The following is a 22,497-nucleotide window of genomic DNA, read 5'->3' as shown; positions in this document are numbered from 1 at the left end:
GCGATTACCTCGCATACACGCGTTGAAAATGACGCCCCAACAGCGCGCCCAGTCCCATCAACAACAGTGAAAATGCCAGATATCCCAGCGTTCCAATCACATAGGCTTCGAAGGTACGGAAGGTCTGATTTTCAATGTCGCGCGTGACGTAGGTCAGTTCGGTCACGCCGATGACCATCGCCAGGCTGGTGTTTTTAAACAGCAAAACGGTATGGTTAATCAGCGCAGGCAGCGCGTTGCGGATCCCCTGCGGCAAAATAACCGCCCCCATCGCCCGCATATAGCTCATTCCTAATGCCCGCGCGGCCTCATTCTGCCCGTCAGGTATGGCGCGCAGGCCGCTGCGGATATCTTCGGAGAAGTAGGCCGCCTGGCATAACCCCAATGCGAACATCGAGAAAAGAAACTCGGCATTGAACGCGTTGATCCAGCTCTGCACCGATTCCGGCAGCAGCGTCGGAATGGCGAAATACCACATCATCAATTGGATCAGCGTGGGCACATTACGGTGATAGGAGATGTAAGCCGCCACCAGCCGCGTAGCGAAGCGGTTTTCCGTCAGACGGACAACCAGCAGCAGTAGCGCGATAAACATGGCCAGCAGCCAGGCGCCCAGCGCCAGTTCCAGCGTAATAGTCGCGCCCTGCACGATCATCCCGCCATAATGGCCTGTTAACACAGCACTAAAATCGAGCGCCATAATGAGCCTCCTGTAAACCCGCTCAGACTACGCTTTCGCCGGGGCGCATCGTAGAAAGCCCGCCGGGAACCTGCAGCGTCGGCGTGATTTCTATATTGCCGATATTCACCGCCACCGGCGCGCTAACGGCAAAGGCCACGCAATCTGCAATGTCTTTTGCCTGAGGCAGCTCAAAGCCATCGATAAAACGCCTGCGGGCGTCCTCATGATCGCCGGACACGTTGCCAAAAATATCGGTCGCCACACGCCCCGGACAAATCTCCGTGATACGAACGCGTTTGCCGTAGCAGTCAACGCGCAGTTGTCGCGACAAGGCATGCACGCCCGCCTTGGTCGCGTGATACACCGAGTTGCCGTTAAAGTTATAAATAGCGGCGATGGAGGTGATGTTGATGACGTGGCCGCAGTCGCGCGCCACCATGCCCGGAACCAGCAGGCGACACAGATGCAGTACCGCGCGCAGGTTAACGTTCAACTGGGTTTCAATCACATCTTCACTGGCATTCAGAATGGAGCCGGGGTGCGAAACCCCGGCGTTATTCACCAGAATATCAACCTGCAAATCGCTGCACAGGCGGGTCAGCGCATCGAGGTCGGCCACGTCCAGCGCATGAGGAATGCAGCCGGTGCGATCGGCCAGCGCAACCAGTTGTTCCCGCCGGCGGGCAACCGCATGTACGGTGATGCCTTCCTGGCATAAACGTTCAACAATCGCTTCACCCATACCGGCGGACGCGCCAGTCACCAGTGCGACTTTGTAATCTGAAAATGGCATGTTGCCTCTCCTGTCATGACTGCGGTCATCAATGCCGCATCGTATTTATTGCGTATTTTTGACTCTATTCAGTTATGTCCCGGCGGTATAAGACATAAATGGTTTGAGGCGATAAGGGGGACTTATAATCCTGATGCCAGAGGGGCATGGTTTTGAATTTTCGCGATTTCCTGACCAAATCCCACGACGTCGCCATCGTTGACGACGAAGGAAATCAGCCGCCCTGACACCGGGCTTCGCACGGGTAAATAGAGGGCGCCTACCTTCACCATCGCCAGCAAATCGCGTGGGTTAACCGCTACGCCCGGCACAGCGAAATTGCCGTCAAGAAGAGGATGGCGCAGCAGCACTCGCCCCGGAGCAGGGGCGCATAGCGGCGTTAACGGCGGCATTAGGCAAGAAGGTTTCTCTGTCGCTGGAGGCGGCGCAATGCGGGGAGAGGCGGTGAGATGAACTGACCACGTTCTGCCCTTTAGCGCAACATGCGAAATTGACGTGGCGCGCAGACTGTGCGCCAGCTGCTGTAACACCTTAAGTGTGAGCGTTTTTTCCATATCCGGACCCGGTTACTGGCTAGTGTTTTCGGTGAATGTCTTCACTCTATCCCGTGTACGCTGCCGGCCAGTAAGAGGGTTTCGCTTTACGGTAATAAGGGAGACTTATTAACTCACCAGCGTTAAGGGACGGTTGTCCGGCGTGCGGTTCGACACCAGTGAAAGCAGAATGGATTTCACCGCTTCCGCCGGTTCCGAGAGCGGCAAATGGTCCGAGATGCAAAACGAGAGCGAGGCATGTACATCCGGTTCGATAATTTTCGCCATCCACGCATCGGATGCTTTCAGCATCGCGCGCGCAGCGGACTCCGGCATGATCGTGCAGCCCAGCCCCGCCGCCAGCGCCGCATTGAGCGTAGTTTGCGACTCGATTTCACAGGCGACCCGGTAATCCAGCCCTTCTTTAACAAAGGCGTCATCCACACATTTACGCATGATGTTGTAAATGCGCGGCACGAACAGGTCGTAGCGCGCCACATCGGCAAGCGCAATCTCTTTTACCGGCTTATCAAGGCCATTCGGGCAGACAAAATACAGGTGCTCCTTCATTAAAGGAATAAAGCGCAGCCCGTGGATCGCACGGTTATCGTAGATCACCGCCATATCCATCCTCCCGTTCATGATCAGCTCGCTTAAGGTAGTGCCGAAGTTTTCGTTGAAGTAGAGCACAATGCCAGGATGCTGGCGCTGCACCTCTTTCATCAGCGGAATAGCCAGCTGCTGCGCCGCCGTGCCGGGAGCAAGGCCCACGGAAACATTGCCGCACAGCTCCATTCCCGAACGGTCGATAGCGCTCTGCGCCTGCGCGCACTGGCGCAAAATCGCCTGGGCATGGGTATAAAGAATGTTGCCAGCGGTGGTTGGCGTTACCCCGCGCTTGGTACGGATCAGCAGTTGTTGATTCACCTCCCCTTCCAGCGTCGCCAGCTGCTGGCTGAGCGCGGGCTGAGCGATATGCAGAATATCCGCCGCCTGGGTTAAGCTGCCCACATCGACAATTTTGATGAAATATTTCAGGCGACGTAGATTCATGGCATTTCTCCAGTGATGGCTTTCTCATCAATTAAGCAATGGATGTGCCAGTTCTAATGATTGCGGAACCACACAGGCTACTTATGGTTTGATTAGCGCATAATCTGTGCAACTGCCGCCCAGGCCGCATTCCACCGTGAGCGCCCCGCACCGCTGCGGTGCAAACGGGCATGGCATTGCATCGTTGCAGTGTCTTACGGTGGTCTCCGTCATTGCTTTGTATTATGTCCCCACAACAAAGCGGTATTATCCGCCCGCCAGGCCGGTTCCCTATCCTCAGACATGCATCACCCTCCACCGTGCGCAAGCGCGGTTCCCGCTGAACCAACTGGAACACCTGTGATATGCCAGAAATTGCCGATCGACTTAAAAACATAGTCATTTCAGCGTCCGTTGCGATGACGCAAAAGGCGCGGGATCTCGCCGCGCAGGGTATTGATGTGGTTGGGCTCTCCACCGGAGAGCCGGACTTTCCCACCCCCATGCACGCGATTGAAGCGGCTCATGCCGCCGCCCTCGCCGGAGACACGCGCTACCCTCCCACCGACGGAACACCGGCGCTGCGGGCGGCTATCCAGCGCAAATTCAAACGCGACAACGGCCTGGATTACGACGTTAGTCAAATAATCACCGCCGGCGGCGCCCGACAGATAATCTTCAACGCCATGATGGCCACGCTTAACCCCGGCGATGAGGTGGTGATCCCCACGCCGTCGTGGATTAGCTATGCGGACATCGTAAAATTCGCCGGCGCCACGCCGATCCCCGTGCCCTGCCATGAAGAAAACGGCTTTAAGCCGCTGCCTGCGGATATCGCCGCGGCGATAACAGCCAAAACCAAATGGCTGTTGCTGAACTATCCCAGCAATCCCACCGGCTCCGTCGCCAGCCGCGAAGAATTGCAGGGCATCGCCGATGTGATGCTCGATAACCCGCACGTCTGGATCCTGACCGACGATATTTATGAGCACCTGATTTATGACGACTGCGTTTTCCTGACGCTGGCGCAGGTGGAACCGCGTCTGTACGACCGCGTGCTGACGGTAAATGGCGTGTCGAAAGCATATTCCATGACCGGCTGGCGTCTGGGCTTTTGCGGCGGTCCCGCGCCGCTTATCAAAGCGATGAGCAATGTGAACACCCAGAACTCAGGCGGCATTACGACGCTGGCGCAGGCGGCGGCCATCGCCGTGCTGGATGGCCCGCAGGATTTACTCAAAGAGCGCGCCGCCATTTACCGCGAGCGCCGCGATTTTGTGCTGGCGAAACTGGCCGCCATTCCGGGGCTGACGTGCCATAAGCCGCAGGGGGCGTTTTATCTGTTTGTGAATATCGCGGCGTTTATCGGAAAAACCAGCGCGGCCGGGCGACTGATTGCCAGCGATGCCGATTTTGTGATGGCATTAATTGAAGAGCAGCATGTGGTGACCGTTCAGGGCGCGGCCTACGGTATCAGCCCTTATCTTCGCCTCTCTTACGCCACCAGCATGGAGCGCCTGCAAACCGGTTGCGAGCGCCTCGCCGCGTTTTGCGAAGGATGCCGGTAAGCTTCACATTCCCTCCCCGGCGGCGCTGGCGCTGACCGGGGCTACACGAACGCTCCCTCCCACCCGACATTAAAATAAACCGCCGGTTGTTCCACAGGCGGCTTTGTTCCATTAACCGGTCACATACAGGAAAAATATTCTATTAATGGAATAAGGTCATTATCATCACTTTGCCACCATGCTCTATAAATAGGTTATAATTATTCAATATGACCTATTAATGAAACACGAGGTAAGTTATGGCAAAGCCGGCCACTCGAACATATTCTCGCTATAGCAGTGATGCGGCTCGATTACTTGGACTGATGATTCGCACTGCGCGCATTGAGCGCAAACTCACCGTCGAGGAACTCGCCGAGCGGGCAGGGGTATCCCGGGGGCTTGTCTATCGTGCCGAAGAAGGCGATATGGGGTGTACAATCGGCGCAGTATTTGAGCTTGCCACTATCATCGGAGTTCCGCTTTTTACGCCCGAGCACGCGGCAATGACAATGCATATAGCGAACGCAGAGAAAACCCTGTCACTTATGCCACGTGCAGTACATCGCTCCCGAAAAGAGATAAATGATGATTTCTGATAATAATGTCAGGCAGGCCTACGTATGGATCTGGTTGCCAGGCGCGACTCAACCTGTTGTTGCTGGCGTATTAAACCGCGACGGCAATCGGTTTATCTTCAATTACGGGCGTAGCTATCTGGAGCGTGAAGACGCAATATCTATCTATGGGCCAGAACTCCCTCTGGTTCGTGGCGCCATTTTACCGGGTCCGGACCTACAGCAAGCCAGCGCTCTACGCGATGCAGCGCCTGATGCATGGGGCCGACGTGTCATTCTCAACAGGCTGGTTGGTACCCAGAGCAAGGATGCCGATCCCGATAAACTGGACGAACTGACATACTTACTCGAATCTGGCTCTGACAGAATAGGCGGGCTCGATTTTCAATTATCAGCGACACAATATGTCCCACGAGCGGCCCAGAGCGCATCTCTTGAAGAGCTGATGCAAGCGGCGGCCATGGTTGAAAATGGTATCCCTCTCACGCCGGAACTGGACCTTGCGCTTTTTCATGGCAGTTCGCTTGGCGGAGCGCGACCAAAAGCAATGATCGAATCTGACGATCGTAAGTTCATCGCTAAATTCTCTTCTTCAACGGATACTTATAATGTAGTGAAGGCGGAATACATTGCCATGAAATTGGCGGTCAGAGCCGGTTTAAACGTCGCTTCTGTACGCTTTCGTCATACTGCAGGTAAGGATGTCATATTGGTCGAGCGATTTGATCGCATGAAGAAAGATATGGGATGGGAGCGTCGTCTGATGGTGTCGGCCCTGACTATTTTTGGTCTGGATGAAATGATGGCGAGATATGCAAGCTACGAGGATTTAACAGACATTATCCGCCAGCGCTTCGACGCGCCGAAGGAAACATTGCGCGAGCTATTCAATCGTCTGATTTTCAATATCATCTGTGGCAATACCGACGATCATGCCAGAAATCATGCAGCGTTCTGGAATGGCAAGACACTGAGTCTAACTCCTGCCTATGACATTTGCCCTCAGAGCCGTTCAGGTAATGAGGCGACGCAAGCGATGCTCATCGCAGGTGAAAACCGCATGAGTAATCTCTCTGTCTGTCTGAGAGCCGCACCCAAATTCCTGCTGAACGAACAGGAAGCCATCAGGATCATTATCCAGTGCATTGACGCTGTGCGCACAAACTGGACAGAGGTGTGTGACGAAGTTGCATTAAGCGAAGTAGACCGGCGCTTGTTCTGGGGGCGAATGTTCCTCAACCCGTTCATATTTGAAGGCACTCCTTCTGTCATCATGCAATTACGTAATCTGTCGGGCTGATCTTGCGGTTGAAACGGTATTGGCATGTCGGATAAGCGCCGCGCCTCCCCGACAAACCACCGACAGGGCTACTGCTGCAACACCTCCGCAGCCGGCGCCACCACCGCCCCGCAGGCTTCAATCTCACTGCGCACAATCTTCGCAAGCGTCAGCGAACCCGGCGTATCGCTATGAATCAGAATGGACCGGGCGCGCACGGCAAGCCGGTGCCCCTCAATGCTGGTGACCGTGCCTTCCTGCAGGAACTGCCGCACCCGACCGCGCACCGCCCCTTCTTCTTTAATGACCGCGCCGGGCTTGCCGCGCGGCACCAGACGCCCTGCCGCATCGCAGGCGCGGTCGGCCAGAAACAGCGTCAGGCTCCGCAGGCCCACGCTTTGGGCTGCACGCTCAATAATGGTATCCGCCTGACAAAAGATAATCAGAGCCGGATCAAGGTGAGAAATCGCCTGCATCACCTGCCGCGCCAGCGCCTCATCCCGATTAATCATATTGCCCATCGCCGCGTGAAAACTGACATGCGACACGCTCACGCCTTCGGTTCTGGCAATCGCCTGCAGCGCGCCGATCTGATAAATCACCTGCTGGCAAATCTCATCGGGGCTAAAGGCAATTTCTTTACGCCCGAACCCTAACCGGTCCGGCAAGCCAGGATGCGCGCCAATGCCCACGCCCCGGCGTTTTGCCAGCCGTACCATTTGCGTCATGATGGCCGGATCCCCCGCATGAAAACCGCAGGCGATATTCGCCGATGAAACCACTTGCATCAGGGCTTCGTCATCACACAGCTGATAGACGCCAAACCCTTCTCCCATATCGGAGTTCACATCTATTTTCATCATCTGTCGTTATCCGTTCACGCGGTCAAAGAACGCGAAAAATCACGCAGTTGCGCCAGCCAGCGTTCAATCGCCCGCCGCGCAACGATGGCCTGTTTCGCATCGCTTTGAATTAATTGAATCGACTGTCCGGCCTGTAGCTGTCCGAGCCGCCATAAATCTTCCTCAATCACGCAGGCGATTTTAGGGTATCCGCCTGCCGTATTGGCGTCGCTTAACTGAATGATCGGTTCCCCGGCGGGGGGAACCTGCACAATGCCGGGGATCAGCCCGTACGAGCGCATCTCAATGGTGCGCGAAGGGTAAATCGGTTCTCCGGAAAGCCGGTAGCCGGTACGGTTGCTTTGTCTGGAGATCTGCCAGGATTGCTGCCAGAAACGCGCATGATCGGCTGCGAACAGCGCATATTCGCCGGACGGAATCGCCCGCACCGCTACCACGCCATTGTTCGCCGCCGGGAACGCGTCGCGCAGCGCCAGTTCAGGCGGTTCGATGCCCAACCCGCCCTGCGGCAAGGTCGCCCGGCAAGCACCTGACGGCAAGGTGTCGCCGGCCCGCAGCGGACGCCCGTCAACGCCGCCGAACCCGCCACGCAGCGCCGTGCTGCGCGAACCTAACACCTCGGGAACCGCGATTCCGCCCGCCACGCAGAGGTAGCCGCGCGTGCCGGAACGCGGATAGCGCATCTCCAGCACCTGTCCTTTGGCAACCCGGCAACCCCACCAGGGCGGCAGGTCAACATCATCAAGCCGCGCACGGCAATCCGCCCCCGTTAGCGCAATCGCCGTATCTTGTTGAAAACGGATGCGAAAGGGAAACATCTGCACCTCAACGGCGGCGGCGTTATCGTCATTACCCAGAAGCGCATTGCCCGCCCGCAGCGCCAGCGGATCCATCACGCCGCTCACCGACACCCCAAGGTGGCGAAAGCCAAAGCGCCCCAAATCCTGCACCGTGTTCAGCGCACCCGTGCGCTCAATTTCAATCACAGCTCTATCCTTTCGGGTAAAAAACGGATGTTGTCGCCGGGCGCCATCAATGCGGGACTGGCCGCGTACGGGTCAAAGACTTCCAGCTCCGCATAGCCAATGGCGTTCCAGCCGTTGGGGCCGGTCAGCACCGATACGCCCGTCTGCGCCCCGCCAATAGTGACCGTGCCTTTTAGCATATTGAGCGACGGTACTTTTTTACGCGGCGTGGCGAGCAGCGGATCAAGGCCATGCAGATAACCGAAACCGGGGGCGCTGCCCAGCGCGACAACGGTGTACTGCCCCTGATAATGGCGGCGAATCACCTCGTTTTCGCCAAAACCGGTATGACGACAGACCGCTTCCAGATCGCTTGCCAGCGCGCCGCCGTAGTGAACCGGAATTTCAATCAACCGCCCCTGCGGGTGCACTTCCTGTGCCTGTCGCCAGTATTCACGCAGCCGCTGCGGGAAGGCATCCGCCTCTTCCGGGGTACGTTTGAGCAATACCAGTAAATTGGTGACGCCGGGAATCAGCGTTTCGACGTCGTCACAGTGAGAGAGCATTTGCGCCAGTGACCAGATGCGCCGTTGGGCGGCCAGGCTAAATGCGCCTGGCGCTTCCACCAGCCAGGCCCGGCTACCCATGGTCGAGAGGGTGACATCCGCCCCCAGAGAAACCGACGCGTGTTGCTCTAACCAGGCCATAACTTATTCCAGCGGTTCAAATTTCAGGTTCGACAGAGGCTGCACGCGCTCTTCGCGCACCATTTTGTATTCGGTGTTCGGCCCAATCCAGGTGTCCCAGATTTTGTCGATGGCGCCATTGTCATCCATGGTTTTCAGGCCGGTGTTGACGGCGGTAAGCAGCGCAGGTTCGTCGCGTTTCATACCCACGCCAATGGGTTCCAGCGCCATCGGTTCTTTGATCATCGCCAGTTCAATACCGTCTTTTTTCGCCTGCGAGATCATTTTGATGCCGGTCATCGTGTTGGTAACAAAGCCCACCGCCTTGTTTTGCTCAAGCGCGAGAAACGCGGAAGCCGCGTCCTGGAAGGTGACCGCTTTACCGCCTTTAATGTTGATCGACTGCTCAGAGGTAGTTCCTTTGGTCGCGCTGATGCGTTTTCCTTTGAAATACTCAAGGGGTTTATCTGCGTTCTCTTTTTTCACCAGCAGCATCTCTTTTGCCACGTAGTATGGGTCGCTGAACTGGATTTGGTTACCGCGTGTTTTCGTGTAGGCCAGGTTGGCGATCAGCACATCGGCGCGTCCGGTGGCAATCACCGCGATGCGGGCTTCTACCGATGTCGGCACCAGCGTCAGCTTCAGCCCCATTTGCTTCGCCAGCGCATTGCAGAGGTCAACATCCATTCCCACCAACTGACGTGTATTCGCATCCGGTGATGAAAAAGGCGGGACATCCGAATAAACCGCACATCTCAAATCCCCCCGGGCAGTCATGTCTGAAAGCAGGTCCGCCTTCGCCCCGACGCTGGCGAATACAAGTGGCAACGCCAGCGCGGCAGATAATTTTTTCACGGTCATGATGTTTCCCCCAAAGTATTAATTCGTTGAATACACGACTTTTATTACCAGACCCACCCAGTATGGCAGCCCGTATTCTCTGAAATATACGGGCTTTGCTTTCGACGGCATAAGAGGGAAACCGTGTTGCGAGATACACAATTTATATGACCAATATCACGCCGCATCGACAGCATCGGGTAATAAGAAAAGGTTATTCAGGCAGAGGGAAATTATCTTATCGACGCACGTTGCGGGCGTTCTAAGGTTAGGGCTCATCCACACCTGCATGTAGTAAAGGTAAGACCATGAATGCCAAACTTGGGATGTTGCTGAAAATAATGTCGGCGCTGTGCGCGACATTAATGCTGGCCTGCGTCAAAGGGCTAAACGGCGCCATACCCACCGGAGAAGTCATCTTTTTCCGCTCGTTCGTTGCGCTCTTTCCTCTGTTGCTGTGGCTGAAAATACAAGGCAGCGTCATCAACAGCATCAAAACCCACAATATCTTCGGCCATTTTATTCGCGGTTTCTCCGGTACCGGCGGCATGTATTTCAACTATCTGGCGCTGGTTTATATCTCGCTGGCCGACGCCACGGCCATCAGTTACGCCGCACCGTTATTTACCGTGCTTATGGCCGCGATGCTGCTGAAAGAGAAGGTGCGCTTTTATCGCTGGCTGGCGGTCCTGGTCGGCTTTAGCGGCATTGTGATTATGCTGTCGTCAAACCTCACGCTCGGTCACGCGTTACGGGCATCCGGCTTCACCCTTGACGACGCAGCGCTGGGGGCGGTATTTGCCCTGCTGGCCGCCGTCTGCTCCGCGACATCCAATGTGCAAATCCGCTTCTTGAATGGCGTCGAAACGCCGGGAGCGATCGTTTTTTATTTTTCGCTGATGACCACGTTGATTGGCCTCTCGACGGCCCTTTTGGGCTGGGCACGCCCTACCGGCTGGCAGTGGGCGCTGCTGATGGGCTGCGGTTTGTTTGGCGGGCTGGCGCAAATTCTGGTCACGCTCAGTCTGCGTTATGCCGATGCCTCGCTACTCGCGCCGTTTGATTACACGACGCTGGTATGGTCTATGGTGATTGGTTATTTGTTTCTCGACAGCTTGCCCGGACACGCCACGCTTCTCGGCGCGTCTATCGTCGTCATGGCCGGGGTCTTCACCATCTGGTGCGATCAGCGCCAGCGCAAAGGGCAGATAATCCGCTCGTTATCATGAACCATCGTCACGCAATACGCTTCATCCTCCGGTCCGGGTAAGCATCGCTCTACCTGGGCAAAATGATGGGCATTTAACTGGCTTCAGGGTACTTCATTGTCTGTATCCCGGTAATCCACACGACAGACTATTCAGGCATAGCCGCTGAAGAACAGCAATCAATCCAATTGGCCGTCTTCCGCCGCCTTGACCAGCGCATCAACCACGTGGCGTATTTTGGGCAGTAGCTGACGGCTTTTGGGCCATAGTGCGCTGATCGGCATTTCGCCGCCGGAATGACCAGCAAGAACCGCTTTCAACTCGCCGCGCTCCAGGTAATTACCGACCAGCCAAAGCGGCAACTGAGACAAACCACATCCGGCGAGCGTAGCGGCCAGCATCGCGTCACCGTCGGCAAATTCATGCGTAGGCGTTGGCGTATAGCGCGTTATTTGCCCGTTATTTTCCTTCAAAAGCCAGGAGATCGGCTGATTTCGGCGAAATCCCACCACACACTGGTGTTGACTCAGTTCATCCGCCGAGGTGGGTTCACCGTGATTAAGCAGATAATCCGGCGAAGCACAGATGACCAGTTTCTGGGTTGTTAGCCGTCTCGCCACCAGACCACTGCTGTCGGCGAGCTCGCCAATACGGATAAGCAGGTCAATACCTTCTTCGATCGGATCAACAAATCGCTCACTGAAGGTGACGGTCAGCGCCAGCTCAGGGTAGCTGCGGGTGATTTTAAGTAGCAGCGGAAGAATGCGCTGTCTGCCGAATGCGGCGGGTAAATCCATCTTGAGCCTGCCCGCAGGGCGGCAAATGTGAGACGTCAGCTCAGCTTCTGCCTGCTCAAGGGTATCTATTGCGCTCTGGCAACTGATCAGAAAGCGTTCGCCATCCGGCGTAAGGCTGAGACGGCGCGTGGATCGCTGGAACAGCTTCAGCCCAAGCCGATCCTCAAGGCGACTAACGCTCTTTCCCACCGCCGATTTGGTCAGGCCCAGCCGCTCAGCCGCTGCGGTAAAGCTCCCCTGCTGCGCAGTGGTAACAAACGCAGTAATACCGCCCAGATGATCGGTTGTACGCATACTCAATTTTCCGTTACGTGCCTCATACCCAGTCTGTGTGCATGCCTGATTGAAAGAGGACGCCGGCTGGTCCCAGGCTGAACCCGCATCACGGGATCCTTAACCTCTCACCGTGATTGTTGAATCTATGTCCACACAGAAGCGAATGAAACCCGATTTATCATGAAATAAAAACAATCATAGTTATTTCCGGATTTATTGTGATGCCCCGAAACGAAAAATCGTCAGGCTGAGACAGTGATAAGGCATGGCCGTCCCCGGTCATTTGCGGGCCAGGCCCCGATTGAATCAACAGCAGAGAACATGATGACGTCAGTAACAGGTTTTAAACACGTGGGTTTTATCACCCGCAAGAACGGTCAGAGCTTTGAAGAATTTGTGCAGCACTGGGATAAGATCCACACCGAAATTGCCCTGCGCCTGCCCGGCTTAAAAGGGTATGTGCTGAATCCTATCGATCGTGAAAAATACCCAGAGTCACCGGTAGACGGCTTTTCAGAACTGTGGTTTGACTCAATCGAAGCGGCTGTTGCCGCTTTCAATTCGCCTACCGGTAAAGAAGCTTTTGAGGATGTCCCGAATTTTGCCGATCACGTTGCCGTCACTTACATTACCGAAATTAAAAAACGCTGAAATACAAAGGATTTTTACCTGAAAGCGTTTGATGTAAGAGGCAAAGACGAAACCGAGCCATCAGAATGACTGAATTGAATACATCGTTTGCAAGCCGCTGTCGAAAGACAGCGGGTTACCCTCGCCCTCTCATCTATACCCGCCCGGTAAAAACGCCCACCAGCTCCGCATCCTGTTTCCCGGTTTATTGATGGCTGCAGTCAGCTACGGATCACCTCCAACCAACGGGTCACCGTTTCTGTCGTTTTTCTTTCCTGATCGCATTCAATGACCAGCGGTTTTTCTCGTTTGGCTCGCGATATATGGCCGCAGGCGCTATCCCGAACCTTCGACAAAAATAGCTAACCGGCCGTTTTCGCTACACGAGTGGTCAACGCAATTACCGCGCTGATCGCGGTAAACAAGGCGATAATCCAGGCCATCGTCCACGGCGTGCCGTCCCCTGACAGGGCAAGCAGCAAGGAGGAAATAATGCCGCTACCGTATTGTAGCGAGCCGATTAATGCCGACGCGGAACCCGCAATGTTTGGCACGGTATCAAGCGCGGCGGCGGTCGATGTTGCAGCGATAATCCCGTTCATCGCAAAGAAAACAAACACCGAAACCACAATCAGGATCATCCCGCCGATATTGAGTTTTGTGCCTAACGCAAGAACGAGTGAGGCGGCGGTGGCGATCAGCACGGCAAATTTAAGCAACTTCTCAAGCGGATAACGTTGAACCAAACGGCGGTTCACGATACTCATTCCCACCACGCCGACAATATTCAGCGCAAATAACCAGCCGTAATGTTGTGGATCGATACCGAAGTAAGTGATGTAGACAAAGGCTGACCCGGTAATAAAAGCGTAGGCGGCGACATAATAGGATGTCAGGCACAGGGTGAAACGCATAAAAGCGGTATTCGTCAGCAATGCATAATAGTTGTGAAAGGCGCTGGATAAAGAAGCCTTTACGCGTTTGTCTTCGGCTAACGTTTCAGGCAGCCAATATAATGAAATGAACATGAGCAGGCCAATCACCGCCAGCAGCCAGAAAATCGAGTGCCATGACGTCACTTTGATCAATTGCCCGCCGAGCAGCGGCCCGGCAATCGGCGCAATCGCCATAATGATGATTAGCGTAGAGAGCATTTGCGCGGCCCGGATACGGCTAAATAGATCGCGGATCATCGCACGAGCCAGCATCGGCCCAGTGCATGCACCCAGCGCCTGAAAGATACGCCAGAAAACAATCTGCGAAATAGTCGCTGAAAGTGCGCAGCCCACGGAGCCGATGATAAATAGCGCCATACCAATAAACAGCGGCGTCCGTCGCCCCCAGTGGTCGCTTAATGGCCCCCAAATCAGCTGTGCGATGCAAAAGCCGATTAAAAAGCCAGTAATGGTCAGTTCCACATCACCCTGTAAATCCTTCCCCATGATCGGCATGGCAGGCAGGTAAATATCTGTCGATAAAGAAGTAAACGCCATCAGGGCGCTAAGAATGGCAATAAAAAATAGCTCTGGGATTTTTTTCGATCGCATCTGGGGTTGAGTCATATCCGTCATGTAAGCGTAAATTCTTTGCGCTATATTACCGGCATTGAACCCGATGATAATCATACGCTACAGAATGGCTTTATGAATAAGACTCATGAATCAGGCATTACTGAGCAGCCCTGGCATCCAGGATAATAAAAGATGGCGCTATGACCACAAATTACAGGCCCAGTGAATTTAGAATTCCGAAACAAGGCCGCGGATCATAGCGCAATAATACTTAAACGGAGATTGACTGAACAATACCCCTCCACATCGAATAGATATATAAGGAGTATTTACTACCTCAACACGGCCCGCTACCAGCCGCAAACATTAGTTTCCTCGTCTGACTCGTAGCCTCGCACAATATTAATCAGTTCTTTGACGGCATCGGCGGCAATAGCCGGGTCTTTCAGTTCAGAAAGAGCAGCGAAATCTTTATCTACTGACACGCCATTATTTTGATTGGTAACGGTCAGCACAAAATCTTTACCCTTTTGACTTGTTTCCGACAGTTCGTCGATCAGCGCGGCAACCGCCTGAGCCGCGACGTCCGGCACATATAAAGACATGGGTTTCAAAAAAATCTTTTCTTTTTTTTCACTATTATCGCGATTAGCTATCGCTAAGGAATACCCTTTATTTTCGCTTTCCATTATTAACACCTCAGCCTTCGATCAAAATTTTTGGATCGACATAAAAATCAACGTTGAATAGCGTATCATCAGATAATGCTTCTATTCGGTGCCATTTTTCGGGCGGGAATACGCCAAACTGCCCGGCTTCTATCGTCAAGGTGTCAACAGGATCAGGGCTTGTCTCATCAGCGTAACCATAATAACGGATAGCCCCTTGCATCACGCATAAACGCGGGTAAACGCCCTGGCGGGTACCCGCATCCAGGTGTCGCTGCCAAATAGACGCAGGCGCAGTGTCCCTGGTCCAAAAAGGTGTTGTTCGTGTATGAACATAATTAGCAGGTATTACGATTCGTTGCATGTTTTAACCTCATTTTTCCCAGTTTAAAAGTGATGGGAGGATAAAGTCATATGATGCATATCATATACCTCTTTTTGGGTTTGTGGATTATTTTTTTCCGATCTATTTTTCACAGCAGCGCAACACGCATACCCCGTAAATACTCAATTGTGGTTATTGTTAAAGACAAGCTGGAAGAGTAGAAATGGACGCCATCTAAGCCTTCACATAATGGGTTCCATGCTGAAATGAAGAAGAATGTGAAATTAAGTTCATTTTATTACGGCTTCCCGGTTTTTCTTGTCACCACGACAGACAGCCGTAACGGAAATACCAATATCGCCCCCGTCTCCTCTTCGATCTCTCTTGGCGATAAAATTATTATCGGGGTCAGCAAAGGCAGCAAGACGCACAGCAACCTAATATCGGGGTCCGATGCGGTCATCAATATCCCTGATTCTACGCTTTGGGAAAAAGTGGAAGAAATCGGTAAGCTGACAGGTGGAGATACGTTATCTGAAAGCCAAATCAAATGGGGCGTTCAGGTATGTCACGATAAATTCGCCAGAACCGGGCTTCACATGGAAGAATCAGCCGGAATTGCACCACCGCGCGTAGTTGAATGCCCAATTCAGGCGGAATGCAAAACAGTAAGCACAACGGACAAAGGGCGTTTTATACTCGTTGAGCTTGATATTCTGAATATCTGGGTGGAAAGCCATCTATTGGGTCACAACGACACCATTGATTCGTCAAAATGGAAGCCGTTGATATATAACTTCCGCGAGTACGATACCACTGGCGATGCGCTAGGCTTTAATTTTAAATACGGTCACTAACCATGGCGCATTACCCCGACCAGACGCTATCAATGCCGCGCGCTGGTCGGGGATTTTCCGTCAGGAAATAAACTTCACGCCTTGCTTTAATACGATATCACACGCTTTGGCTTTGACTTTTTCCGCCAGCGGGGTATTGCCCAACGTACTCAGGTTTACCTGTTTCCCCTCCCCCGTATTCAGCAGGCCGGCCAACCCTTGCACATAATCGGTCTGTTTCTGCTGCTCCTGTTGCGAGCTCAGGCCCAGTTTATTCAGCAACTGGTTTTTGACATTTTCGGTGTTTGTCGCCGAAACCAGCTTCTGCTTCAGGCAATATTGCAGGATACCCGCCGCATTGTTCATGCTGCCGGCGCTCAACGACTGAGTTTCGCCATTAAGCAAGCCGGTCAGCCCACTCAGGTTGCCGGATGAAGCGCCGTTCTGGCTTAACTGGCTGGCAGCGCTGGAAAGGGAATCCTGCCAGCCGGCCGCCTGAACGTAACTCGCTGCCGTTATCAGAGCGGCCACACCCACGATGTTCACTGCACGTTTGATTAATGTCATAACACGCTTACTCTTTTGTGATCGAAAACTGCGATGCAGTATACCTTCGCAGCCATCAGGCACCATCCGATAAAACCGAAATCGCCCGCTGAAACAGCGCCATGATTATCCGATGCACGTTTTTCGCAATTCGGCACGCCAGCGCCGGTCCCATGCACATAATCGCGTCCCTTCATTACTGCACGGTGTTGCGCATTTCAATCGACTGAGAAATGGTGTGCAGTAAATCCGGTATGTCCATCTTAGGTAAAACCACCTCGATAAACGACAGGCGATGTTCTCCCTCAATGTCGGCCAGAACCTGAGCCAGTTGGTCTGGCGTACGGGTTTGCTTGATGAACACCTTGCCTTCATCGCAGCCAAGCGCCATCGGAAGCTGCGTCCAGTTCCAGGCCGCGATGTCGTTATAGCGCTGTTTCGGGCCGTGTATCGCCCGTTCGACGGTATAGCCCTGATTATTCAGCACAAATACCACCATGCTGAGTTCGTTGCGAATAATCGAACCGAGTTCCTGCACGGTAAGCTGGAGAGAGCCGTCGCCAATCAGCAGGATGACCCGGCGATCGGGTGAGGCGGTCTTGGCGCCAAGCGCGGCGGGCAACGTGTAGCCTATCGATCCCCATAACGGCTGGGCAATAAACTGGCACCCCTGCGGCAGCGTGAGCATCGCCGCCCCGAAGCAGGAGGTTCCCTGCTCGGCCACGATGATGTCGCCGGGGCGAATGAAATGCTGAATTTGCAGCCAGAACTCGCGTTGGTCCAGTCGGTTTTTCGCCTGCGGGGAAGGCAGCGCCGGCGGTGTAATAAAGCCGGGGTTCCAGCGGGCCGCTTGCGCCGCGGTGATCGTTTCCAGCGCGTCAATCGCCTTCAGCATCGGGACGGCAGGAAACGTCTGATGCCCTACCCGTGCGAACGTCGGCTGAATATCAATGTTTTTTTCCGCGGGAATTCGGTGGCTGAACCCGGCGGTAATGGTATCGACAAACAGAACGCCGACGCTGATGATGACGTCAGCGTCTTCAATGCGCGACCTGACGCTTTCACTGCTGCCGCCCCCGGCATACGTGCCGATAAAGCACGGATGCTGCTCATTCAGCGTGCCTTTTCCCATCAGCAAGGTTGAATGCGGTAACGGCACACGCTCCAGCCAGCGTTGTAAGGCAGCCGACGCGCCAAAGCGGTGCGCCAGAAAATCCGCGAGCAGCGAAACCGTCCCGGCGCGGTCCAGCAGCGCGGTTGCCGCCGCGATGAACGCGTTCAGCGAAGCCTCATCGCACCAGGGGTCCGGCAGAGCCAGTGGAGAGGGGCGATCGTCGGTTGGCGCCGCAGCCACGTCTAACGGCAAAAACAAATAGACCGGACGGCGAAGCCTGAGCGCGGCGCTAACAACCCGATCGATTTCTGCCGTAGCGTTGTCGACGGTCAGGCTGGCGCTGACTGCGGTGACTTCGGCCGCCATGCGCAGAAAGTGGCGGAAATCGCCATCCCCCAGCGTATGGTGCATGCGTTCGCCTTTTTGTTGCGACTGTTGTCTGGGCGCCGCCGCGATATGAATGACGGGAACGTATTCGGCATAGCTGCCGGCAATACCGTTAATCGCGCTCAATTCTCCAACGCCGAACGTCGTCAGTAATGCCGCGGCGGATTTGCAGCGGGCGTAGCCATCGGCGGCATAGGCGGCATTGAGTTCATTGGCGCAACCTACCCAGGAAATAGCGGGATGGCTGATGACATGATCAAGAAATTGCAAATTGTAGTCACCGGGAACGCCAAAAAGATGCTGAATACCACTCTGCGCCAGACGATCCAATAAATAATCGCCAATTGTATAGTTTCTATTCATCACGTTATCTTCTCCATGTTGTTCGTCCTGTTTACTGGAAAGTATTAACGATCAGATAAAAACTTCTCATATTTTTATTGCATGAGATGAATAAGACACGCTAAATATCGGATATTATGTCGTAAAAAATCATGACGGAAATTACTTTAACGTAAAAATACATAGCCACACGGAGTAGCATTTATGACCAAAGCGGTTAAACGCAGAGACTTATATATCACTAATCTTTACTGTTATCCCTCTACTAATTAGTCGCCACCCGGTTATTACCGCCGACTGGCAACGCTCCTCTTCCCCAGAGGAATAATGAATATTCACTGTTTATCTTTTATTTTCGATCAAACGGAACATAATATTCCACCTCAAAATAGTCTTTATCCATCCCGCCTTGCGCGTCTTTCCTGCAATGAATAACCTCCAGATCGCCGCCATTCATGCGGGTATAAGACCGGCCGGGTAAAATATGATGGTAGATCGTCTTCAAAAACGATGTATATTCCTCCACATCTCCGGAAAACAGAAAGCGCAAATAGCGCTCTGTCGCGGCCGGCATTTGCCTGTAATCATTATCAGCATCGACGCTATTGTACGGGTCGACGGCGCTAATATGGTATTCCATTCGCACATGGCGGTTAACCCGATTGGCATCCGGAATAAAGGTTGAAAAAGAATAGATCACCACCTCCGGTCCGCTATATCGACGACAGGTCTGTTCCCATAGTTTTATTCTTTGCGGAATATCGCTTGCCGAAATAAAGTCATCAATACTTTGGGTATGCTCAAAAAAGGAGGTGTTAGCCGGTCTGGCAGGTAAATCAACCACTTCGGGAATCGGCAGCCAGTCCACGCTAGCGTCTAATGACGGTTGCAGGCCGGTGAAATCCCAACGTAAAGCTTTACGATAATGCCCGGGCGACATCCCAAAATGTTTTTTAAAGGTACGGGTAAATGACTGTTGGGAATCAAAACAGTAACGTAGCGCCACGTCCTGAATGGTTTGATTGGTCAGCTTTAGCTCGACTGCCGCCCTGCTCAACCGCCGGCTGCGAATATACGACCCCAGCGAAACGCCGGTTTCTTTCTTGAATATGCGCTGCAAATGCCATTTGCTGTAGCCCGACTTCGCGGTGACGTCATTGATCATCAGCGGGCTTTCAAGATGACTCTCTATCCAGCCAATTAGATCGGCGGTAAATCTCATCATGGACGGCATCGTTGATAACATCATGGCAGAACCCCCTTGCTGAACATCAGAAACATCGAAACTCACGCCGATAACGAACCTGCACCGGCATTAATTCACCCATCGGCGGGCCGCGGACTAATGCCCGGCGGCGGCCGGCCCTGTTTTGGTAAACGGCGGTCTGGCGAACCAGATGATCACCACCAGCCCCATAAACCCCCAGCCCAGCAGATGGAAATAATCGATGGTGGACGCCATCCACGCCTGCTGCTGCACGGTTTTGTCCAACTGCGCCAGCGTGGTCTGACTGATGCCGCCCATCCGATTGAGGTAATCCACCGCCGCCGGGTTGTAGACGGAGACGCTTTCGCTCAGCACCGCGTGGTGATAGATCTCGCGATGCGACCAGATCCAGGTGGTGAGCGACGACGCAAAACTGCCGCCCAGCACGCGCAGAAAGGTCGCCAGCCCGGAACCTTCCGCCACATCCTTGCCGTGCAGGCTCGACAGCAAAATGGAGGTCAACGGCACAAAGAAGAACGCTACGCCAATCCCCATAAACAGCTGTACGCCGGCCACCGTCATGAAATCGACGTCGATGGTGAACTGGGCGCGCATCAGGCACGACAGCCCCATGATCACAAACGACAACGTGGCGAGCAGGCGTAAATCGACCCGGTTACCGTAACGGCCGATAATCGGCGTGAGCAGCATCGGCAACATGCCCATCGGCGCGGCCGCCAGTCCTGCCCAGGTCGAGGTGTATCCCATCCAGGTTTGCAGCCACTGGGGCAAAATCACATTGATGGCGAAAAACGCGGCGTAGCCGAACATCAGCGATAGTGTGCCGATAGTGAAATTCCGATCGGCAAACAGCCTCAGGTTGACCAGCGGGTCGCGCTCTCCCAGCTCCCAGAGCACAAAGGACACCAGCGCGATGGCGGAAATCACTGACATCGTCACGATATCCGAGGAGGCAAACCAGTCCAGGTCGTTGCCTTTATCCAGCACCACCTGCAGCAGGCCGACCCCGAGAACCAGCAGGCCGATGCCGACGTAATCGACGCGGGCGCGCTCCGTCGTGTCCTGCCAGTCGCGCAGTTGCGCCATCACCACCCCGGCGGCGAACAGGCCGATCGGCACGTTGATGTAAAAAATCCACGGCCAGGCGTAGTTGTCGGTGATCCACCCGCCGGTAATCGGGCCGACAATCGGCCCCACCACCGTCACCATCGCCAGTAACGCCAGCGCCATGTTGCGGCGCGATGGCGGGAAAATCATCAGCAGCAGCGTCTGGCACATGGGGTACATCGGCCCGGCGAAAAAGCCCTGCAAAGCCCGGAAAACAATCAGTTCCGTCATGCTGCGCGAGAAGCCGCACAGAAAAGAGGCCAGGCTGAACAGCAGCACCGAAACGACAAACAACCGCCGTTGACCGACGATACGCGCAAGCCAGCCGGTCAGCGGCAGAGAAATGGCGTTACACACGGCGAACGACGTAATCACCCAGGTGCTCTGATCCGAACTGACGCCGAGGTTGCCGGCAATCGTCGGCAGCGACACGTTGGCGATGGTGGAATCCAGCACCTGCATGAAGGTCGCCAGCGATATCGCCAGCGTCGCCAGCCCCGGATTCGGCGGCGTAAAGGCGGCTTTATCGTTCATCACCGCCGCCTTAGCCACGCGAGCTCGTCAACGGCTGACTGTTGTCGCGAAGAATTTTCGCCACCAGTTTATCGGCCTGCAGGAGCGGATCGTCGTACACATCGGTACGATAGCGCGGCGCACTGTTCGGCGCGGCCGGCAGCAGTTCGCCCTGGGTGTTGTGCAGATCCACGCTAGCCAGCATCGACAGGCCGATACGCAGCGGGCGCTGTTTCAATCCTTCCGGGTCCAGCGCGATGCGCACCGGCAGACGCTGCACGATCTTAATCCAGTTGCCGCTGGCGTTCTGCGCCGGCAGCAGCGAGAACGCACTGCCGGTGCCGATCCCCAGGCTCTGAATGGTGCCGTGGTATACCGTTTTGTCGCCATAGATATCCGCCGTCAGGGTCACCGGCTGCCCCAGCCGCATTTGCAGCATCTGGCTTTCCTTGAAATTGGCGTCCACCCATACCTGATCGAGCGGCACGATCGTCATCAGGGTCGCGCCGGAACTGACGCGCATCCCGACCTGAACCGCGCGTTTGGCGACATAGCCGCTGACCGGCGCGACGATGGCGCTGCGCGCCCAGTCCAGATATTTACTGCGCAGATCCGCCACCGCGTTTTTAATGTCGGGATGGTCGTCCAGCACGGTATTATCGACCATCGCCTGATTGGTGCGCAGCGCCTGTTCGGCCGCATCCAGCGCGCTGCGGGCGCTGTTGACCGCATCCTGATAATGCGCCAAATCCTCGGCGGAAATAGCGCCCTTCACCACCAGCCCTTTGCGGCGGTTATAGTCGCCAATCGCCTGTTGCAGCGCCACCTGTCTGGACGCGACCTGCGCCTGATAGTTATCAACGGTGCTATACAGGCCGCGCACCTGACGCACGGCGCTGGCCAACTGCGCTTCCGATTGCTGCAACGCGATGAGGGTATCGCTCGGGCTGAGTTGCACCAGCAACTGCCCTTTTTCCACATAGTCGCCGTCGTCCACGCTGACCTGGGTTACGGTACCGCCGACCTGCGGCGTCAGCGTGATCAGATTGCCGCCCACATAAGCATTGTCGGTGGTTTCGTAAAAACGCAGGTAAAGCTGGTAATAGGCCCCGCCGCCGGCCGCGGCCAGCAGCAACACCAGCAGCAGGATGGCGAATTGACGTTTACGGCGGCCGTTGCGCGGCGCCGATGGCGTGGAGGTGGTATCCATG

Annotated in this window: 23 protein-coding genes and 1 pseudogene; 6 read left to right on the top strand and 18 right to left on the bottom strand. The window is 54.8% G+C overall.

Features of this window, described 5'->3' with window-relative positions; genetic code table 11:
- Positions 1–4: 4 nt before the first annotated feature.
- The 4 genes from DXXMK7_RS07170 to nac all read right to left on the bottom strand — a co-directional run bounded on the left by DXXMK7_RS07170 (position 5) and on the right by nac (position 3,061).
- Positions 5–700 (bottom strand): amino acid ABC transporter permease, encoded by a 696-nt coding sequence (locus DXXMK7_RS07170; protein WP_038918479.1) that lies wholly within the window; start codon positions 698–700, stop codon positions 5–7.
- Between the two features lie 22 nt (positions 701–722).
- Entirely contained in the window at positions 723–1,475 is a 753-nt protein-coding gene (locus DXXMK7_RS07165; protein ID WP_038918478.1) for an SDR family oxidoreductase, read from the bottom strand.
- A gap of 122 nt (positions 1,476–1,597) precedes the next feature.
- On the bottom strand, positions 1,598–2,029 hold the full coding sequence (locus tag DXXMK7_RS21735; RefSeq protein ID WP_071605184.1) for an acetyl-CoA carboxylase: 432 nt from the start codon (positions 2,027–2,029) through the stop codon (positions 1,598–1,600).
- Positions 2,030–2,137: 108 nt separating this feature from the next.
- Entirely contained in the window at positions 2,138–3,061 is a 924-nt protein-coding gene (gene nac, locus DXXMK7_RS07160; RefSeq protein WP_038918477.1) for a nitrogen assimilation transcriptional regulator NAC, read from the bottom strand.
- Positions 3,062–3,405: 344 nt separating this feature from the next.
- On the opposite strand from nac, the gene DXXMK7_RS07155 reads away from it, so the two are divergent.
- The 3 genes from DXXMK7_RS07155 to DXXMK7_RS07145 all read left to right on the top strand — a co-directional run bounded on the left by DXXMK7_RS07155 (position 3,406) and on the right by DXXMK7_RS07145 (position 6,465).
- Positions 3,406–4,608 carry a pyridoxal phosphate-dependent aminotransferase gene (locus DXXMK7_RS07155; protein ID WP_038918475.1) on the top strand — a complete coding sequence of 401 codons (1,203 nt, stop codon included), beginning with the start codon at positions 3,406–3,408 and terminating at the stop codon, positions 4,606–4,608.
- A gap of 239 nt (positions 4,609–4,847) precedes the next feature.
- On the top strand, positions 4,848–5,186 hold the full coding sequence (locus DXXMK7_RS07150) for a helix-turn-helix domain-containing protein (protein WP_038918474.1): 339 nt from the start codon (positions 4,848–4,850) through the stop codon (positions 5,184–5,186).
- On the top strand, positions 5,176–6,465 hold the full coding sequence (locus DXXMK7_RS07145; RefSeq protein ID WP_038920879.1) for a type II toxin-antitoxin system HipA family toxin: 1,290 nt from the start codon (positions 5,176–5,178) through the stop codon (positions 6,463–6,465). The genes DXXMK7_RS07150 and DXXMK7_RS07145 overlap by 11 nt, the downstream gene beginning before the upstream one ends.
- A 68-nt stretch (positions 6,466–6,533) precedes the next feature.
- Here the strand turns inward: DXXMK7_RS07145 and DXXMK7_RS07140 are convergent, their stop codons facing one another.
- The 4 genes from DXXMK7_RS07140 to DXXMK7_RS07125 are packed head-to-tail and all read right to left on the bottom strand — an operon-like array spanning position 6,534 to position 9,819.
- Positions 6,534–7,304: a 5-oxoprolinase subunit PxpA gene (locus tag DXXMK7_RS07140; RefSeq protein ID WP_038668683.1), complete on the bottom strand. Its 771-nt coding sequence runs from the start codon at positions 7,302–7,304 to the stop codon at positions 6,534–6,536.
- A 17-nt stretch (positions 7,305–7,321) separates the two neighbouring features.
- Positions 7,322–8,293, bottom strand: coding sequence for a biotin-dependent carboxyltransferase family protein (locus DXXMK7_RS07135; protein ID WP_038918473.1), 972 nt, complete (start codon positions 8,291–8,293; stop codon positions 7,322–7,324).
- The gene (gene pxpB / locus DXXMK7_RS07130; protein WP_038918472.1) at positions 8,290–8,979 is read right to left on the bottom strand and encodes a 5-oxoprolinase subunit PxpB; all 690 of its coding nucleotides are present in this window, start codon (positions 8,977–8,979) and stop codon (positions 8,290–8,292) included. The genes DXXMK7_RS07135 and pxpB overlap by 4 nt, the downstream gene beginning before the upstream one ends.
- A gap of 3 nt (positions 8,980–8,982) precedes the next feature.
- On the bottom strand, positions 8,983–9,819 hold the full coding sequence (locus DXXMK7_RS07125; RefSeq protein WP_038918471.1) for a transporter substrate-binding domain-containing protein: 837 nt from the start codon (positions 9,817–9,819) through the stop codon (positions 8,983–8,985).
- 287 nt (positions 9,820–10,106) lie between these two features.
- On the opposite strand from DXXMK7_RS07125, the gene DXXMK7_RS07120 reads away from it, so the two are divergent.
- Positions 10,107–11,027, top strand: coding sequence for a DMT family transporter (locus DXXMK7_RS07120; protein WP_038918470.1), 921 nt, complete (start codon positions 10,107–10,109; stop codon positions 11,025–11,027).
- 158 nt (positions 11,028–11,185) lie between these two features.
- Here the strand turns inward: DXXMK7_RS07120 and DXXMK7_RS07115 are convergent, their stop codons facing one another.
- A complete protein-coding gene (locus DXXMK7_RS07115) occupies positions 11,186–12,097 on the bottom strand; it encodes a LysR family transcriptional regulator (protein ID WP_038918469.1) in 912 nt (303 codons plus the stop codon).
- Between the two features lie 306 nt (positions 12,098–12,403).
- On the opposite strand from DXXMK7_RS07115, the gene DXXMK7_RS07110 reads away from it, so the two are divergent.
- Positions 12,404–12,730 (top strand): EthD family reductase, encoded by a 327-nt coding sequence (locus DXXMK7_RS07110; RefSeq protein WP_038920877.1) that lies wholly within the window; start codon positions 12,404–12,406, stop codon positions 12,728–12,730.
- A 200-nt stretch (positions 12,731–12,930) separates the two neighbouring features.
- Here DXXMK7_RS07110 and DXXMK7_RS23020 read toward each other — a convergent pair.
- From DXXMK7_RS23020 to DXXMK7_RS21730, 4 genes and pseudogenes are all read right to left on the bottom strand, one after another.
- Positions 12,931–13,029, bottom strand: a pseudogene (locus DXXMK7_RS23020) (flavodoxin); the annotation flags it as partial.
- Positions 13,030–13,071: 42 nt separating this feature from the next.
- On the bottom strand, positions 13,072–14,271 hold the full coding sequence (locus DXXMK7_RS07105) for a multidrug effflux MFS transporter (protein ID WP_049842690.1): 1,200 nt from the start codon (positions 14,269–14,271) through the stop codon (positions 13,072–13,074).
- A 299-nt stretch (positions 14,272–14,570) separates the two neighbouring features.
- Complete coding sequence (locus tag DXXMK7_RS07100; RefSeq protein WP_038918468.1) at positions 14,571–14,909, bottom strand: DUF1869 domain-containing protein; 339 nt, start codon at positions 14,907–14,909, stop codon at positions 14,571–14,573.
- 10 nt (positions 14,910–14,919) lie between these two features.
- A complete protein-coding gene (locus DXXMK7_RS21730) occupies positions 14,920–15,252 on the bottom strand; it encodes a DUF1971 domain-containing protein (protein WP_071605183.1) in 333 nt (110 codons plus the stop codon).
- 227 nt (positions 15,253–15,479) lie between these two features.
- Between DXXMK7_RS21730 and DXXMK7_RS07095 the strand changes: the two genes are divergently transcribed.
- The gene (locus DXXMK7_RS07095; protein WP_038918466.1) at positions 15,480–16,070 is read left to right on the top strand and encodes a flavin reductase family protein; all 591 of its coding nucleotides are present in this window, start codon (positions 15,480–15,482) and stop codon (positions 16,068–16,070) included.
- A 60-nt stretch (positions 16,071–16,130) separates the two neighbouring features.
- Here DXXMK7_RS07095 and DXXMK7_RS07090 read toward each other — a convergent pair whose 3' ends face one another.
- The 5 genes from DXXMK7_RS07090 to DXXMK7_RS07070 all read right to left on the bottom strand — a co-directional run bounded on the left by DXXMK7_RS07090 (position 16,131) and on the right by DXXMK7_RS07070 (position 22,496).
- A complete protein-coding gene (locus DXXMK7_RS07090; protein WP_038918465.1) occupies positions 16,131–16,616 on the bottom strand; it encodes a DUF2501 domain-containing protein in 486 nt (161 codons plus the stop codon).
- 175 nt (positions 16,617–16,791) lie between these two features.
- Entirely contained in the window at positions 16,792–18,459 is a 1,668-nt protein-coding gene (locus DXXMK7_RS07085) for an alpha-keto acid decarboxylase family protein (protein WP_038918463.1), read from the bottom strand.
- Between the two features lie 328 nt (positions 18,460–18,787).
- Positions 18,788–19,687, bottom strand: coding sequence for a helix-turn-helix domain-containing protein (locus DXXMK7_RS21350; protein WP_049842687.1), 900 nt, complete (start codon positions 19,685–19,687; stop codon positions 18,788–18,790).
- Between the two features lie 93 nt (positions 19,688–19,780).
- Positions 19,781–21,307, bottom strand: coding sequence for a DHA2 family efflux MFS transporter permease subunit (locus DXXMK7_RS07075; protein WP_038918462.1), 1,527 nt, complete (start codon positions 21,305–21,307; stop codon positions 19,781–19,783).
- Positions 21,308–21,317: 10 nt separating this feature from the next.
- Entirely contained in the window at positions 21,318–22,496 is a 1,179-nt protein-coding gene (locus tag DXXMK7_RS07070; RefSeq protein ID WP_038918461.1) for an efflux RND transporter periplasmic adaptor subunit, read from the bottom strand.
- Position 22,497: the final 1 nt, after the last annotated feature.

It is taken from the genome of Dickeya sp. MK7 (assembly GCF_000406305.1).
Taxonomy (GTDB): Bacteria; Pseudomonadota; Gammaproteobacteria; order Enterobacterales; family Enterobacteriaceae; genus Dickeya; species Dickeya fangzhongdai.
Note: the sequence above shows the minus strand (reverse complement) of the source record. Positions and strands in the feature narration are given on the sequence as shown.